Source organism: Stenotrophomonas sp. YJH_SMC_6, from assembly GCF_059371335.1.
In genome coordinates this window covers 123108-138991 of the sequence record NZ_JCAFUM010000016.1, presented here as the reverse complement: position 1 = coordinate 138991, position 15884 = coordinate 123108, and the positions used below count along the sequence as shown (strand labels likewise).

Genomic DNA, 15884 nt, shown 5'->3' with positions numbered 1-15884 from the left:
CAGGAATCCAGATTAGATGTCCGCTTACAAGATCACCGAACACAAGTACGACATGGTCGTGGTCGGCGCCGGCGGCGCCGGCCTGCGCGCCACGTTCGGCCTGGCCGCCAAGGGCCTGCAGACCGTGTGCCTGACCAAGGTCTTCCCGACCCGTTCGCACACCGTTGCCGCCCAGGGCGGTATCTCGGCCGCACTCGCCAACATGGGCGAAGACGATTGGCGCTACCACTTCTTCGACACCATCAAGGGGTCGGACTGGCTGGGCGACCAGGACGCCATCGAATACATGTGCCGTGAGGCCATCCCGGCCATCATCGAGCTCGAACACTACGGCGTGCCGTTCTCGCGCACCGCCGAAGGCAAGATCTACCAGCGTCCGTTCGGTGGCATGACCACCAAGTACGGCGAAGGCCCGGCGGCGCAGCGTACCTGCGCGGCGGCCGACCGTACCGGCCACGCGATGCTGCACACCCTGTACCAGCAGTCGCTGAAGCACGATGCGCGCTTCATGATCGAGTACTTCGCGCTCGACCTGATCTTCGACGACGAAGGCGCCTGCCGCGGCGTGCTGGCCCTGGACATGTCCGACGGCACCCTGCACCTGTTCCGCGCCCAGGGCGTGGTACTGGCCACCGGCGGCTACGGCCGTGCCTACTTCAGCGCCACCTCGGCGCACACCTGCACCGGCGACGGTGGCGGCCTGGCCATGCGTGCCGGCATTGCCATGCAGGACATGGAGTTCGTGCAGTTCCACCCGACCGGCATCTACGGCGCCGGCTGCCTGATCACCGAGGGTGTCCGCGGTGAAGGTGGCATCCTGCGCAACAGCAGCGGCGAGCGCTTCATGGAGCGCTACGCGCCGCACTACAAGGACCTGGCCTCGCGCGACGTGGTCAGCCGTTCGATGACCATCGAGATCCGCGAAGGCCGCGGCGTCGGCGAGCACAAGGACCACATCCTGCTCGACCTGACCCACCTCGGCCCGGGCGTGATCGACGACAAGCTGCCGGGCATCGCCGAAAGCGCCCGCATCTTCGCTGGCGTCGACGTGCACAAGCAGCCGATCCCGGTCATCCCGACCGTGCACTACAACATGGGCGGCATCCCGACCAACTACCACGGCGAAGTGGTGCAGAAGGTCGGCGACAACGACAATGCCGTGGTGCCGGGCCTGTACGCCATCGGTGAAGCGGCCTGCGTGTCCGTGCACGGCGCCAACCGACTGGGCTCGAACTCGCTGCTGGACCTGGTGGTGTTCGGTCGTGCGGTGGCCAACCGCTGCGCCGAGACCATCAAGCCGGGCGCATCGCACAAGCCGCTGCCGGCCGATGCCTGCGACAAGGCGCTGGGCCTGCTGGACAAGCTGCGCCACGCCAACGGCGATACCCCGACCTCGGTCATCCGCGATCGCATGCAGCGCACCATGCAGGCCGACGCGGCCGTCTTCCGCACCAGCCAGACGCTGAAGGAAGGCTGCGAGAAGATGGACAAGATCTTCGACTCGTTCCAGGACGTGAAGGTCTCCGACCGTTCGCTGGTGTGGAACTCGGACCTGATCGAGACCTACGAGCTGAACAACCTGCTGCTCAACGCGGTGGCGACGATCAACTCGGCCGAACAGCGCAAGGAAAGCCGTGGTGCGCATGCGCACGAGGACTATCCGGACCGCGACGACGTCAACTGGCAGAAGCACACCCTGGTCAGCGTCGACGAGAAGGGCAAGTGCAGCTTCGACTACCGTCCGGTGCACATGTACACGTTGACCGACGACGTGTCCGTGGTGCCGCCGAAGCCGCGCGTGTACTGATCCGACCCCGCCTACCATGCAATCCGCGCCCAAGGGCGCGGGCCGCCTGAGCCAACGAGAGCAGCCATGGCCGAGTTTTCACTCCCCAAGAATTCCAAGATCACGAAGGGCAAGCACTTCCCCGTCAAGAACGGCGGCAAGAACGTGCGCACCTTCAAGATCTACCGCTGGAGTCCGGACGACGACAGCAACCCGCGCACCGATACCTATGAAGTCGATCTGGACGCCTGTGGCCCGATGGTCCTGGACGCCCTGATCAAGATCAAGAACGAGATCGACCCGACCCTGACCTTCCGCCGCTCGTGCCGCGAAGGCATCTGTGGTTCGTGCGCGATGAACATCGACGGCACCAACACCCTGGCCTGCACCCGAGCCATCTCGGACTGCGGCAAGAAGGAAGTGCCGATCTACCCGCTGCCGCACATGAACGTGGTGAAGGATCTGGTTCCGGACCTGACCCACTTCTACGCGCAGTACGCCTCGATCAAGCCGTGGATCCGCACCCAGACCCCGGCACCGCCGGACCGTGAGCGCCTGCAGTCGCCGGAAGACCGCAAGAAGCTGGACGGCCTGTACGAGTGCATCCTGTGCGCCTGCTGCTCGACCAGCTGCCCGAGCTACTGGTGGAACGGCGAGCGTTACCTGGGCCCGGCGATCCTGCTGCAGGCCTACCGCTGGATCATCGACTCGCGCGATGAGGACACCGGTGCGCGCCTGGACGATCTGGAAGATCCGTTCAAGCTGTACCGCTGCCACACCATCATGAACTGCGCCCGGACCTGCCCGAAGGGCCTGAACCCGGCGCTGGCGATCGCCGAGATCAAGAAACTGATGATGGAACGCCGCGCCTGATCGGCTCTGGCCGTACCCGGTAGAGCCACGCCATGCGTGGCTGTGCCACCCCAGTAGAGCCACGCCATGCGTGGCTTTGCTGTATCTGGAGAAACACGATGGAAGAAGACGTTCTGCTGAAGAAGCTGCGCTGGCGCTGCCGCCGCGGCATGCGTGAGCTGGACCAGCTGTTCGGCCGTTATCTCGACCACGAATGGAGCACTGCGCCGACCGAGGAGCGCGAGGTTTTCCTGTTCCTGCTCGACTGCGAGGACGATAAGTTGTGGCGCTGGTTCATGGGCTATGAGGCCTGCCCGCATGCGCACGCGATCCCCCTCATGCAGAAGATCCTCGCCCTCAAGCCTTGAGTGGCGCCCCTCGCGGCTGCAGGCCGCCGCCCTGCTGGCGGTGCTGCTGGCCGCACCCTGGCTGCTGCGCGCATCGGATCTGCCGCCCCGGCTGCTGACGCCGGCGGTGTTGCTGGCCTGGGGCATCGGGTTGGCCGAACTGGCCTGGCGCCAGCGCAGGCCGCGCGTGCAGGTGCTTCTGCCGGTACCGCCCGAGCCGCTGCAGGTGGCCGGGCAGGACGTCGATGCACCACAACTGGTCGTGCGTGGGCCATGGCTGTTGTTGCTCTGGCGTCAGGATCGGCGCCGCCGGCGCCTGCTGTTCTGGCCCGATGTGCTCGATTCCAGGCAGCGACGTGAACTGCGACTGGCCGTGGCTGCACGCGGCGTTTCCCGTAGGCCCCGGTCGATGGCACCATAAGCTGAATTGACCGGCGTGCCTGCATGTTCAAACCCATTCCCGTGGCCATTGGCCTGCGCTACCTGCGCGCCAAGCGCCGCAACGGCTTCATCTCCTTCATCTCGATGGCATCGATCCTGGGCATCGCGCTCGGCGTTACGGTGCTGATTACCACCCTGGCGGTGATGAGCGGTTTCCAGAAGGAAATCCGCAGCCGCCTGCTGCAGATGACCGCGCACACCACCATCAGCCGCGACGGCGAGCCGATGCCGGACTGGATGCGCGTGGTGGACGTCGCCCGCAAGGACCCGCGCGTGGCCGGTGCCGCGCCGTACATCGAGATCCAGTCGATGATCAGCGGCCCGCGCGTGCAGGGCGCAATCATCCAGGGCATCGATCCGGCGCTGGAGCCGAAGGTGTCGGTGATCGACAAGAAGGTCACCAAGGGCAGCTATGACAGCCTCAAGCCGGGCAGCTTCAACGTGCTGCTGGGCAAAGAGCTGGCGGTCTGGCTGGGCGTGGACGTTGGCGACCAGGTGCTGGTGACCTTTGCAGAAGTGCAGGGCACGCCTGCTGGCGCAGTGCCGCGGATGAAACGCTTCACCGTCAGCGGCATCTTCGAGGCCGGCTACAACGAGGTCGACCGCGGCGTCGGCTTCGCCAACATGCAGGACCTGGAGCGCGTGCTGCGTTCCGATGGCGCTACCGGCGTGCGGCTGAGACTGCACGACATGGACCGCTCGCTGGAAGTGGGCGTGGACCTGGCGCAGAGCCTCGGCGGCGCTTACCGGGTAAGTGACTGGACCCAGCAGAACGCCAACCTCTACCACTCGCTGCGCATGGAGAAGGTAGTGATGGGCATCCTGCTGTCGCTGATCATCGCCATGGGCGCTTTCAACCTGGTGTCGTCGCAGGTGATGCTGGTCACCGACAAGCAGGCCGACATCGCCATCCTGCGCACCCTTGGCCTGACTCCGGGCGGGGTGATGCAGGTGTTCATGGTGCAGGGTTCGCTGATCGGCATCTTCGGCACGCTGGCCGGCCTGATCGGCGGCATCACCCTGACCCTCAACCTGGAACGCATCCTCGGCGCCATCGAGAGCGTGTTCAACGTCAAGCTGCTGCCGGAGGATGTGTACTACATCACCGGCCTGCCGACCGACATGCAGACCGGCGACGTGGTGGCGATCACCGTGGTCGCGCTGCTGATGAGCTTCCTGGCCACCCTGTATCCCGCTTGGCGGGCAGCACGCACCCAGCCGGCGGAGGCCCTGCGTTATGAATAAGGTCTTCAACCGCGGCGACGAAGTGATCCGCGCCGAAGCACTGGGCAAGACCTACGCCGAAGGGCGCATGCAGACCCCGGTGTTCGATGGCCTGGACCTGACCGTGACCGCCGGCGAGACGGTGGCGATCATCGGTGCCTCCGGCGCCGGCAAGAGCACGCTGCTGCACCTGCTGGGCGGCCTGGACATTCCAACCGCCGGCGAGGTCTACGTGACCGGGCAGCGCATGTCGGCGCTGTCGGATACCGCGCGCGGTCTGCTGCGCAACCAGGCGCTGGGCTTCGTCTACCAGTTCCATCACCTGCTGCCGGAGTTCACCGCGCTGGAAAACGTGATGATGCCGGTACTGCTGGCTGGCACTGCGGTAGCAGAAGCGAGCAGCCGGGCCACCACGCTGCTGGAAGCGGTCGGCCTCGGCCACCGCCTGGATCACAAGCCGGGCGAGCTGTCTGGTGGTGAGCGGCAGCGTGCTGCGGTGGCGCGGGCACTGGTCAATCACCCAGCCTGCGTGCTGGGTGACGAGCCGACCGGCAACCTGGATGACCGCACGGCCGCCACGGTGTTCGAGCTGATGCTGGAACTGAATCGTGCGCGTCACACCAGCCTGGTGCTGGTCACCCACGACCGCAGCCTGGCGCGCCGCCTCGACCGGGTGCTGGAGCTGCGCGAAGGGCGCTTGCACGCACTGGCCCACGCCGATGTCTGAGGCGCCGGGGCCGCTTTGGTGGAAGCCGACCCTGGTCGGCTGCTCCTGCAGGGCAGGCGCCAACCAAGGTTGGTGACTACCGGAATACGGGGCCTTGGGTCTGCTTTGGTAGAGGTCGGCCTTGGTCAACCGCCGACCAGCGCCTGAATGGGGCTTTCGGTCGTCGCGCCGGCGTTGCCGGCCCGGGCGCATGATGGCGACAGTTCCCCGAGGAGATCGCCATGAAGACCCCGTTCCTGGTGGCCGGACTCTGCCTGGCGCTGGCCGCGTGTGCGACCACTGGCCGGCTCAGCAGCGCCGATAAGCTTGACCTGTACCGTGCCCATGCCGGTGCGCCGCAGAACGACATGCAGTTCTTCGGCACCCTCAATGGCTGGACCGAGCTGGGTGACAGCGCGCTTGCGGTATGGACGCGTCCCAGCGAGGCCTACCTGCTGGAGTTGAGGGGGCCCTGCCAGGACCTGCCATATGCCACCGCCATCGGCCTGACCAGCCAGATGAATCGTGTTTCGGCGCGTTTCGACAAGGTGCTGGTGCGCGACCCTACCGGCGGCCCGCGCCTGCCGTGCTTCATCGACAGCATCCGCAAGCTCGATGTGAAGGCACTACGCGCATCCGAGCAGGAGCTGCGCCAGGCGCAGGTGCAGGAGCGCGAGGAAAACAGGAAATAGCGCGGTCGTGCCGGCCGCTGGCCGGCATCGCGCAGATGCCAGGTTGCCGGCCAGCGCCCGGCACTACCTGTGCGTCAGGCTTCCGGAGTGAAGCCGGCCGGCTTTTGCGCGTCCTTCTCGAACAGGAACTTGACCAGTTCGCCTTCAAGGAACGCGCGATGTTCCGGCGTACGCGGCGACAGGCGGTTCTCGTTGATCAGCATGGTCTGGTGCGCCAGCCACGCAGCCCAGGCCTGCTTGCCGATGTTGTTAAAGATGCGCTGGCCCAGCTCGCCGGGGTAGGGCACGAAGTCCAGGCCCTCGGCATCGCGTTGTTCGTACTGGCAGAAGACGGTTCGGGGCATGGCACTCACTCGTGGTTGCGGGGTTTCTTGGAAGTTCGTTTTGGCGTCTTGATCGTCGCGCCGTCGAGCAGTTTGCGGATCGGCGCGGGCAGGCCCAGCGCGGGCAGTTCATCGTAGGCGACCCAGCGCAACGTGGGTTCTTCCACGCGCAGGCCGTTCACCTGGCGCGACAGTACCTGCAGGTGCAGCCTGTAGTGACTGAAGGTGTGCTGCAGCACTGGCAGCTCCTCGGCGTCTTCCAGCGAACCTTCAACATGCGCATCGAACCAGTCCTGCAGGTCGCTGCCGGCCTCGGCCTGCGGCAGCGTCCACAGCTGCGCCCAGATGCCGGTGTCCGGCCGCTTCTGCAGCAGCACGCGCTGCTGGGGGTCGCGCAGCAGCAGGGCCACTGCTTCGCGCTCGGGCAGGGTCTTGCTGGGCTTGGGCGTGGGCAGTTCAGCGGTGCGGCCTTCGCGGCGCGCCACGCACGCGTCCTGCAGCGGGCAGATCACGCAGGCGGGTCTGGCGCGGCTGCACACGGTCGCGCCCAGGTCCATCTGCGCCTGGGTGTAATCGGCCATGCGTCCGGCCGGCACCTGCGCCACGTGCGCCTCGGCGATCGCCCACAACTGCTTCTCGATGGCCGGAAGGCCCGGGAAGCCGTCGATGCCGTGGTAGCGGCTGAGCACCCGCTTGACGTTGCCATCGAGGATCGCGAACGGGTCGTTCCAGGCCTGGCTGAGGATCGCACCGGCGGTGCTGCGGCCGATGCCGGGCAGGGCATGCAGCGCGTCGAAGTCACGTGGCAGGTCGCCGTCGTGCAGTTCCACGCAGCGCTTGGCTGCCGCGTGCAGGTTGCGTGCGCGGGCGTAGTAGCCGAGCCCGGCCCACTGCGCCATCACCGCGTCATTGCTGGCGGCGGCGAGGTCGGGCAGGGTCGGGAAGTGCTGCAGGAACCGCTGGAAGTACGGGATGACCGTACTCACCTGGGTCTGCTGCAGCATGATTTCCGACAACCAGACCCGATAGGGGCTGCGCGGATGCTGCCAGGGCAGGTCGTGGCGGCCGTGGTCGTCGAACCAATGCAGCAGGTGGGCGACGAAGTCGTCGGTCTGCGTGGTTCCGGCGCTTGCGTGCGGCTGGCGGGGCATCGGTATTCCGGAGGTGGGCAGCCACCCATGGGGGGGCTCTACCGGGCTGCAGTAGAGCCACGCCATGCGTGGCTGCACGGTCTATCAGGCACCCAGCGCGTCGGGCAGCAGGGCGTCAACGAAGGCTTCCGGATCGAACACACGCAGGTCTTCCGGGCGCTCACCGATGCCGGCGAAGCGGATTGGAATGCCGAACTCGCGGGCCAGCGCGAACACCACGCCGCCCTTGGCAGTGCCGTCCAGCTTGGTCACCACCAGGCCGGTCACGTTCACCGCGGCATTGAACTGGCGCAGTTGCGACAGCGCGTTCTGGCCGGTGGTGCCGTCGATCACCATCAGTACTTCGTGCGGTGCAGTGGCGTCGATCTTGCCGAGCACGCGGCGGATCTTGCCCAGCTCGTTCATCAGCCCGGACTGGGTGTGCAGGCGGCCGGCGGTATCGGCGATCAGCACCGAGGTGCCACGGGCCTTGCCGGCCTGCAGCGCATCGAATGCCACCGAAGCGGCATCGGCGTTCTGCCCTTGGGCGACCACGGCCACGCCGTTGCGCTCGCCCCAGGCCTGCAGCTGTGCGACGGCGGCGGCGCGGAAGGTGTCGCCGGCAGCCAGCATCAGGCTGTGGCCTTCATCCTTGAAACGCTTGGCCAGCTTGCCGATGGTGGTGGTCTTGCCAACGCCGTTGACGCCGACGGTCAGCACCACGAAGGGCTTGGCATTGCGGTCGATCACCAGCGGCTTGGCCACCGGCTGCAGGATCGCGATCAGCTCGGCGCGCAGCGCGGCCAGCAGCGCATTTGCATCTGCGAACTCGCGCGACTTCATGCGCTTGCGCAGCCCCTCGACCAGATCGGTGGTGGCACCCACGCCGACGTCGGCGGTGATCAGGGCGGTTTCCAGCTCGTCCAGCAGGTCGTCGTCGAGTTTTGGGTTGCGCGAGAACAGGCCACCGAAGCTGCGCGCGATGACGCTGTTGCGCAGGCGTTCGCGCCAGCCGGGCTTGCCGGCAGGTGCCGGAGCAGCGTCGACCGAGGCGGCAGCAGGCAGGTCGTCGGTGACCGGTGCCGGGGTGGGCTCGGGCAGCGGTGCGGGTGCCGGTTCGATGGCCGGGGTCGCGATGGGGGCGACGTCAATCTGCGCCGTCGGCGCAGGAGCTGCCGGAACCGGTGCGGCTGGGGCCGGAATCACCGGGGTGGGCTCGACAGCGACCGGAACGGCGGTTGCCGGGGGCGGCTCGACCGGTGCAGGCTCGGCCGGTACGGCTACCGGTGCCGGCTCCTTGTCCTCGACCGGCGCGGCCGACGGAAACGCCGCCGCCAGCTCTTCAGCCGAGTAGTGCTGGGTCTTGGGTGCCTCCGTTGCGGGGGCATCCTGGGGCTTCTTGCGGCGGAAAAAACTGAGCATTGGCAAAAGGCGCTGAAATCAGAGGGATATGCTACCACTCGGGCCTGTCGGGCCGATGTGGACTCAAGGTCGCGGCCGGCCGGCCGTTAACCGGTCCGGAGGGCTGCGCAGGGCGGTCCGGAGACCGCCATGAACAACGTGATGGGAATCGCCCTCGGCGGGATGCGTGCGGCCCAGCAGGGCGTGCTGGTGGCCGCGCACAACGTGGCGAACCTGGCGACTCCCGATGCCCAGCGCCTGCAGCTGCAACGCAGTACGGTGGAGCAGGGCGGGGTGCAGGCCGCGATGACCCCTACCGGCACCGATGTCAGTGCACCACTGGGTGATCTGCTGGCAGCGAAAGCCGAGGTGGTGGCTTTCGCTTCCAACGCCGCGGTGATCCGACGCCAGGACCAGATGCTGGGCTCGCTGCTGGATCGCGAGGCCTGAACCCGCTCGCCAGGTGCCAACCGCCGCCTGTGGTGGGTGCCAACCAAGGTTGGCCTCTACCAGAGCATCGCCGGGCCATGCCCGGCGGCCACCTTGTCGATCAGGCCGACAGCTCCAGCAGCAGCTTGTTCAGGCGCGCCACATAGGCGCCCGGATCCTTCAGGCTGTCGCCGGCGGCCAATGCAGCCTGGTCGAACAGCACCCGGCCCAGATCGTCGAAACGCGCGCCATCGGCTTCAGCATCCAGCTTGGCGATCAGCGGATGGCCCGGGTTGATCTCCAGCACCGGCTTGCTGTCCGGCACCTTCTGCCCGCTGGCTTCCAGGATCTGGCGCATCTGCAGGCCCAGGTCCTGTTCGCCGATGGCCAGCACCGCCGGCGAATCGGTCAGGCGGTGCGAGACGCGCACGTCGGCCACGTCATCGCCCAGCACCGTCTTCAGTCGCTCGACCAGGCCCTGCTTGTCCTTGGCCGCTGCTTCCTGTTCCTGCTTGTCCGCTTCGGTTTCCAGCGCGCCCAGGTCGAGGTCGCCGCGGGCGATGTCGACGAAGCCCTTGCCGTCGAAATCGGTCAGGTAGCCCATCAGCCACTCGTCGATGCGGTCGGTCAGCAGCAGCACTTCCACGCCCTTCTTGCGGAACACTTCCAGGTGCGGGCTGTTGCGCACCTGGCTGTAGCTCTCGCCGGTCAGGTAGTAGATCTTGTCCTGGCCTTCGGCCATGCGGCCGAGGTAGTCAGCCAGCGACACGTTTTGCGCATCGCCGTCGCCACGGGTGGAGGCGAAGCGCAGCAGGCCGGCCACCTTCTCGCGGTTGTTGTAGTCCTCGGCCGGGCCTTCCTTCAGCACCTGGCCGAATTCCTTCCAGAACGTGGCGTACTGCTCCGGCTTGTCTGTGGCCAGCTTTTCCAGCATGTCCAGCGAGCGCTTGGTCAGCGCGGCCTTCATCGAATCGATGACCGGACCGGACTGCAGGATCTCGCGCGAGACGTTCAGCGACAGGTCGTTGGAGTCGACCACGCCCTTGATGAAGCGCAGGTACAGCGGCAGGAACTGCTCGGCCTGGTCCATCACGAACACGCGCTGCACGTACAGTTTCAGGCCCTTGGGCGCATCGCGGTGGTACAGGTCGAACGGCGCGCGGCCCGGCACGTACAGCAGCGAGGTGTATTCCAGCTTGCCTTCGACCTTGTTGTGGCTCCACGCCAGCGGATCGCTGTGGTCGTGTGCCACGTGCTTGTAGAACTCGGTGTACTCGGCATCGCTGATCTCGGTGCGCGGGCGGGTCCACAGCGCGCTGGCGCGATTGACGGTTTCCCATTCGACCGCGGCGCCTTCTTCGCCACCTTCCTTCGGCATCTGGATCGGCAGGCCGATATGGTCCGAATACTTCTTGAGGATGCCGCGCAGGCGCCAGCCATCGGCGAAGTCGTGCTCGCCGTCCTTCAGGTGCAGCACGATGCGGGTGCCGCGCTCGGCCTTGTCGATGGTGGCCACTTCGAAATCGCCTTCGCCGCGCGAGGTCCAGCGCACGCCTTCGCCTGCAGCCAGGCCGGCGCGGCGCGAGGTCACTTCCACTTGGTCTGCAACGATGAAGGCACTGTAGAAGCCGACGCCGAACTGGCCGATCAGCTGCGAATCCTTTTTCTGGTCGCCGGACAGCTGGCGGAGGAAATCGCCGGTGCCGGACTTGGCGATCGTGCCGAGATGGGCAATGGCTTCGGCGCGGCTCATGCCGATGCCGTTGTCTTCGATGGTGATGGTGTGGGCGGCGGGGTCGAAGCTGACGCGCACGCGCAGCTCGCTGTCACCTTCAAGCAGGGCCGGCTGGGTCAGGGCCTCGAAGCGCAGCTTGTCGGCAGCGTCAGCGGCGTTGGAGACCAGCTCGCGCAGGAAGATCTCCTTGTTGGAGTACAGCGAGTGGATCATCAGCTGCAGCAGCTGCTTGACTTCGGTCTGGAAGCCAAGGGTTTCGGTCTGGGTGGTCTCGGTCATCGATAGGGCTCCATGTGCAATGCCGCGCCAGCGCGTGCGGCCTCGCCAAGGGGTATGGCTGATTGTCCCGAAATCAAGGGGTTGGTCGGCCGGGCTGCGCCCGGCACCCGCCGAGGCCGAAGCAACAGCAACAGCAATAGCGGGCGTTCCGTGGGATGGCGGGGCGGTGTGGGTTGGCAGGACACGCCGTAAACCCGTCCTTGGGGGCTCGATGGCGCCATCCATGGCGCCAACGGTCCTGCCAACCCACACCGCCCCGCCTCTGACAGGTTCCCGGTGACGGTGGCAACGGCTGGGCTTCTGATCTCATCAATTCCTTCGATATCTGACAGATGTTCATCCACGCATGGCGTGGATCTACTGCAGATCGCAGGAAACTGTCGAAGGCGGGGTGGGTCCGGTTGAGGGGGCGTGAGCCGCATGGATGCGGCGACCGAGCTTACATGGACGTACTTGCAGCGTCCCCCTCGACCGGACCCACCCCGCCAATCCACAGGAAACCAGCTTTTGAAGTTGCTTCGGCCGTTGCTGTGGCTTCTGCGGGTGCCGGCCACGGGCCGGCCGAACTACAATCCCGCTCATGCTGAAATTCTCGAATGAACCCCGCCGGGGGCGCCTGTGAGCGGCCGTGGGGGCAATGACGGTCAGGTCCGCATCATCGGCGGTCGCTGGCGCAATACCCGCCTGCCGGTGCCGACCCTGCCGGGGCTGCGGCCCAGCAGTGACCGCGTGCGCGAGACCCTTTTCAACTGGTTGATGCCCAGACTGGGCGGCGCGCGGGTGCTGGACCTGTTCGCCGGCAGTGGCGCGCTGGGCCTGGAGGCGGTCTCGCGCGGTGCCGCCCACGCCACCCTGGTCGAGCGCGACGCGCAGCTGGGACGCAATCTGACCGCGGCCGTGGCCAAGCTCCAGGCCGCCGACCAGATCACCGTGGTGCAGGCCGATGCCCTGCGCTGGCTGCAGGGCGCGCCCGCGCAGCAGGCCGATCTGGTCTTCATCGACCCGCCGTTCGCCGATGGCCTGTGGCAGGACGTGCTGGCGCAGCTGCCGCGGCACCTGGCCGCCGATGCCTGGCTGTACCTGGAATCGCCGGCCGGCCACGTGCCGGTGCTGCCGCCGGACTGGCTGCTGCACCGCGAGGGCGGCACCCGCGAGGTGCGCTTTGCCCTGTACCGCCGCGCCACTGCTACACTTTGACCTCATCTGAACATCTGCATCCGCCCATGACCGTGGCCAACCGCCGCATTGCCGTCTATCCCGGCACGTTCGACCCGATCACCAACGGTCATATCGACCTGGTCAGCCGGGCCGCGCCGCTGTTTGAAAAGGTCGTGGTGGGCGTGGCGCAGAGCCCGTCCAAGGGCCCGGCGCTACCGCTGGAGCAGCGCGTGCAGCTGGCGCGTGGCGCACTGGGCCACCATGGCAACGTCGAGGTCATCGGCTTCGACACCCTGCTGGCCCATTTCGTCCGTTCGGTCCAGGGTGGGGTGCTGCTGCGCGGCCTGCGCGCGGTGTCCGACTTCGAGTACGAGTTCCAGATGGCCAGCATGAACCGCCACCTGATCCCCGAGGTCGAGACCCTGTTCCTGACCCCGGCCGAGCAGCACAGCTTCATTTCGTCCTCGCTGGTCCGCGAGATCGCGCGCCTGGGCGGCGACGTGTCCGGCTTCGTGCCGGCCGCGGTGCTCGAAGCCCTGCGCAAGGTCCGCGAAGCGAAGGCGGCACAGTCGTAAGCCCCGCTGTACCCGCACCCCATTACGTACAACACCACGCACCATTCCGGGAGGAAACCCATGAACACCACCATGCGCGCGATGCTGATCGCTTCGTTGGCCCTGGCCTTCACCGCCTGCAAGAAGGAAGAGGCCGCTCCGGTCGACGAGGCCAAGCAGGCCCTGGTCGCCCCGGCCAAGGATGATGATGCAGGCTGGAAGAAGTACCTGCAGGAAGTGGCGATCCAGAACATGGGCAACATCACCAACAGCCCGTTCCTGTACTACCTCTCGCCGGAATCGGACCCGGACTTCCAGGCCAAGTACGAGCGCCAGACCGAGAGCGCGACCCAGGCCGTGGCCCGTGGCGTGCAGCCGGGCAACATGCTGGCCTTCGGTTCGTCGGCCTCGGGCAAGATGGCTGACATGATCCAGGCCGTGTTCAAGGACGTGTCGCCGGATTCGATGAAGGGCGTGCGCGTCGTCTTCATCGGCCAGTCGGCCGACAACGCCCGCGTTCAGGCTGCGATCCAGCCGACCGGTGCCGAGTACATTTTCGTCGAAGCCAAGTAAGACCGAGCCATGGCGGCCATGCTCCGGCATGGCCCGGGCGGCGTCCTGCAAGGGCGCCGCTGATGACCTGACCGGCCCGCGCGCCCGCGCTGGCCGGTCCTTTGTCCCAGGGCGCGGGCGAGGAGTATCGCCGTGTCGCTGAAAATCAACGAGCTCTGCGTCAACTGCGACGTATGCGAGCCGGCCTGCCCGAACCAGGCCATTGCGATGGGTGAAACCATCTACGTGATCGACCCTGCGCGCTGCACCGAATGCGTGGGTCATTTCGACGAGCCACAGTGCGTGGTCGTCTGCCCGGTCGAGTGCATCGATCCGGACCCGGAGATCGTGGAAACGGAAGACCAGCTGCTGGCCAAGCTGCGCCAGCTGCAGCACGATCACCCCGAACTCTATGCGGAGCCCCCATCCGAATGAAGACGCTGATCGTCCGCCCTCTATTGCTGCTCTGCCTGCTGCTGAGCCCGATTGCCTGGGCCGACGGCCCGGCCCGTGCCGAGCGCCCCGATGGCGCGGCCATTGCCAGCGGCCACGCTCTGGCCACCCAGGCCGGCATCGACATCCTGGCGCAGGGCGGCAACGCCTTCGACGCCGCGGTGGCGGTATCGTCCACGCTGGCGGTGGTCGAGCCGATCAGTTCCGGGCTGGGCGGCGGTGGCTTCTTCCTGCTGCACGACGCGGCCACCGGCAAGGACGTGATGCTGGACGCGCGCGAGACCGCGCCGGCCGCGGCAACGCCGCAGGCCTTCCTCGACAAGCAGGGCAACCTCGACCGTGACCGCTCGGTCAACGGTGCCTGGTCGGCCGGTATTCCGGGCCTGCCTGCGGCGCTGGTCGAGCTGTCGGCCAAGCACGGCAAGCTGCCGCTGTCTGCATCGCTGCAGCCGGCGATCCGCATCGCGCGCGAAGGCTTCCCGGTCTACGACCGCATGGCCAAGGGCTATGCCTCTCGCCGTGAGGTGATGGAGCGCTATCCCGGCACCCGTGAGGTCTACCTGCGCAACGGCAAGCCGATCGCCAGCGGTGACCTGTTCAAGCAGCCGGAGCTGGCACAGACGCTGGAGCGCTTGGCCGCAGGTGGCTTCGATGGCTTCTACAAGGGCCAGACCGGAAAGCTGTTGCTGGCCGGCGTGAAGCAGGCCGGCGGCCAGTGGACCGCTGAAGAGCTGGCCGGCTATCGCGTGAAGCAGCGCGAACCGATCGTGTTCAACTACAACGGCTGGAAGATCACCACCGCGCCGCCGCCGTCGTCCGGTGGCATCGCGCTGGCCAGCATGCTGCAGATCCTGGAAGGCTGGGACATCAACAAGATGGATCCGGCGCACCGCACCCACCTGGTGGTGGAGTCGATGCGCCGTGCCTACCGCGACCGCACCTTCTTCCTCGGCGATCCGGACTTCGTGCAGATCCCGCAGAAAGTGCTGACCAGCAAGGACTACGCACAGGGCCTGCGGGCGACCATCCATCCGGAGAAGGCCACGCCCAGCGACCTGCTGTCGGGCAACCCGACCCCGCTGGAAGATGACGAGACCACGCACTTCTCGATCATCGACCGTGACGGCAACCGGGTCGGCGCGACCCAGACCGTCAACCTGCTGTACGGCTCGGGGCTGATTCCGAAGGGCACCGGCGTGCTGCTGAACAACGAGATGGACGACTTCGCGCTGAAGCCGGGCACGCCCAACGCGTTCGGCGTGATGGGCTACGAGGCCAATGCGCCGAAGGGGGGCAAGCGCATGCTCAGCTCGATGACCCCGACCTTCATGGAGAACGCCGACAAGGTGGTGGTGCTGGGCACCCCGGGTGGCAGCCGCATCATCACCATGGTGCTGCTGGGTATCCTCGGCTACGACGCCGGCCTGGACGCGCAGCAGGTTGCCGCGCTGCCGCGCTACCACCACCAGTGGTTGCCGGACCTGATCGAAGCCGAGGGCGATGCATTCGACGCGGCCACGGTGAAGCAGCTGCAGGCGATGGGTCACAAGATCGACCTGCCGGGCAATGTGGCCGCCGGGGGCCGCGGGTCCAGCCACGTGTGGGGCAACCTGCAGACCGTGGAATGGGACCGGAAGGCCAACAAGCTGTTTGGCGGCAGCGACCCGCGCAACCCGGTGGGCAGCGCCCTGGTCGTGCCGGCACGCTGATCCGCTCGTGCCGGCCGCTGGCCGCCATTCTGGCTGTTTACCGAAACCCCGCCCTTGACGGCGGGGTTTTCTGTTTCCTTTCTAGCGATTATTTAACGAGCCGGCGCCGATAA

The 15884-nt window shown here is 66.8% G+C and carries 17 protein-coding genes; 13 read left to right on the top strand and 4 right to left on the bottom strand.

Annotated elements, in window-relative coordinates; genetic code table 11:
- The first annotated feature begins 16 nt into the window (after positions 1–16).
- The 7 genes from sdhA (at position 17) to AC5P9N_RS18405 (ending at position 6048) form a co-directional block, all read left to right on the top strand.
- Positions 17–1807: a succinate dehydrogenase flavoprotein subunit gene (gene sdhA, locus AC5P9N_RS18435; RefSeq protein ID WP_005409078.1), complete on the top strand. Its 1791-nt coding sequence runs from the start codon at positions 17–19 to the stop codon at positions 1805–1807.
- Positions 1808–1873: 66 nt separating this feature from the next.
- Entirely contained in the window at positions 1874–2659 is a 786-nt protein-coding gene (locus AC5P9N_RS18430; RefSeq protein WP_005409079.1) for a succinate dehydrogenase iron-sulfur subunit, read from the top strand.
- Between the two features lie 98 nt (positions 2660–2757).
- Positions 2758–3006: an FAD assembly factor SdhE gene (locus AC5P9N_RS18425; RefSeq protein ID WP_005409080.1), complete on the top strand. Its 249-nt coding sequence runs from the start codon at positions 2758–2760 to the stop codon at positions 3004–3006.
- Positions 2957–3406: a hypothetical protein gene (locus AC5P9N_RS18420; RefSeq protein WP_099484522.1), complete on the top strand. Its 450-nt coding sequence runs from the start codon at positions 2957–2959 to the stop codon at positions 3404–3406. Before AC5P9N_RS18425 ends, AC5P9N_RS18420 begins: the two co-directional genes overlap by 50 nt.
- A gap of 23 nt (positions 3407–3429) precedes the next feature.
- Positions 3430–4671: a lipoprotein-releasing ABC transporter permease subunit gene (locus AC5P9N_RS18415; protein WP_099484523.1), complete on the top strand. Its 1242-nt coding sequence runs from the start codon at positions 3430–3432 to the stop codon at positions 4669–4671.
- Positions 4664–5377, top strand: coding sequence for a lipoprotein-releasing ABC transporter ATP-binding protein LolD (lolD, locus tag AC5P9N_RS18410; RefSeq protein ID WP_005409083.1), 714 nt, complete (start codon positions 4664–4666; stop codon positions 5375–5377). The genes AC5P9N_RS18415 and lolD overlap by 8 nt, the downstream gene beginning before the upstream one ends.
- Before the next feature lie 221 nt (positions 5378–5598).
- On the top strand, positions 5599–6048 hold the full coding sequence (locus AC5P9N_RS18405) for a DUF6491 family protein (RefSeq protein WP_033833075.1): 450 nt from the start codon (positions 5599–5601) through the stop codon (positions 6046–6048).
- Between the two features lie 74 nt (positions 6049–6122).
- On the opposite strand, the gene AC5P9N_RS18400 is transcribed toward AC5P9N_RS18405, so the two are convergent.
- The 3 genes from AC5P9N_RS18400 to ftsY all read right to left on the bottom strand — a co-directional run bounded on the left by AC5P9N_RS18400 (position 6123) and on the right by ftsY (position 8923).
- A complete protein-coding gene (locus tag AC5P9N_RS18400; protein WP_005409085.1) occupies positions 6123–6392 on the bottom strand; it encodes an oxidative damage protection protein in 270 nt (89 codons plus the stop codon).
- A 5-nt stretch (positions 6393–6397) separates the two neighbouring features.
- Positions 6398–7522 carry an A/G-specific adenine glycosylase gene (gene mutY, locus AC5P9N_RS18395; RefSeq protein WP_099484524.1) on the bottom strand — a complete coding sequence of 375 codons (1125 nt, stop codon included), beginning with the start codon at positions 7520–7522 and terminating at the stop codon, positions 6398–6400.
- Positions 7523–7606: 84 nt separating this feature from the next.
- Positions 7607–8923 (bottom strand): signal recognition particle-docking protein FtsY, encoded by a 1317-nt coding sequence (gene ftsY, locus AC5P9N_RS18390; protein ID WP_099484525.1) that lies wholly within the window; start codon positions 8921–8923, stop codon positions 7607–7609.
- Between the two features lie 129 nt (positions 8924–9052).
- Between ftsY and AC5P9N_RS18385 the strand changes: the two genes are divergently transcribed.
- Positions 9053–9352, top strand: coding sequence for a hypothetical protein (locus AC5P9N_RS18385; RefSeq protein ID WP_099484526.1), 300 nt, complete (start codon positions 9053–9055; stop codon positions 9350–9352).
- Positions 9353–9452: 100 nt separating this feature from the next.
- Here the strand turns inward: AC5P9N_RS18385 and htpG are convergent, their stop codons facing one another.
- Entirely contained in the window at positions 9453–11345 is a 1893-nt protein-coding gene (gene htpG, locus AC5P9N_RS18380) for a molecular chaperone HtpG (protein WP_099484527.1), read from the bottom strand.
- A gap of 618 nt (positions 11346–11963) precedes the next feature.
- On the opposite strand from htpG, the gene rsmD reads away from it, so the two are divergent.
- From rsmD to ggt, 5 genes are all read left to right on the top strand, one after another.
- The gene (gene rsmD, locus AC5P9N_RS18375) at positions 11964–12542 is read left to right on the top strand and encodes a 16S rRNA (guanine(966)-N(2))-methyltransferase RsmD (RefSeq protein ID WP_049461091.1); all 579 of its coding nucleotides are present in this window, start codon (positions 11964–11966) and stop codon (positions 12540–12542) included.
- A 26-nt stretch (positions 12543–12568) separates the two neighbouring features.
- Positions 12569–13078: a pantetheine-phosphate adenylyltransferase gene (gene coaD / locus AC5P9N_RS18370; protein ID WP_005409091.1), complete on the top strand. Its 510-nt coding sequence runs from the start codon at positions 12569–12571 to the stop codon at positions 13076–13078.
- Positions 13079–13138: 60 nt separating this feature from the next.
- Positions 13139–13630, top strand: a complete 492-nt coding sequence (locus tag AC5P9N_RS18365; RefSeq protein WP_005409092.1) for a hypothetical protein — start codon at positions 13139–13141, stop codon at positions 13628–13630.
- 132 nt (positions 13631–13762) lie between these two features.
- Positions 13763–14044, top strand: coding sequence for a YfhL family 4Fe-4S dicluster ferredoxin (locus tag AC5P9N_RS18360; protein WP_004153175.1), 282 nt, complete (start codon positions 13763–13765; stop codon positions 14042–14044).
- On the top strand, positions 14041–15771 hold the full coding sequence (gene ggt / locus AC5P9N_RS18355) for a gamma-glutamyltransferase (RefSeq protein WP_099484528.1): 1731 nt from the start codon (positions 14041–14043) through the stop codon (positions 15769–15771). Before AC5P9N_RS18360 ends, ggt begins: the two co-directional genes overlap by 4 nt.
- Positions 15772–15884 lie beyond the last annotated feature (113 nt).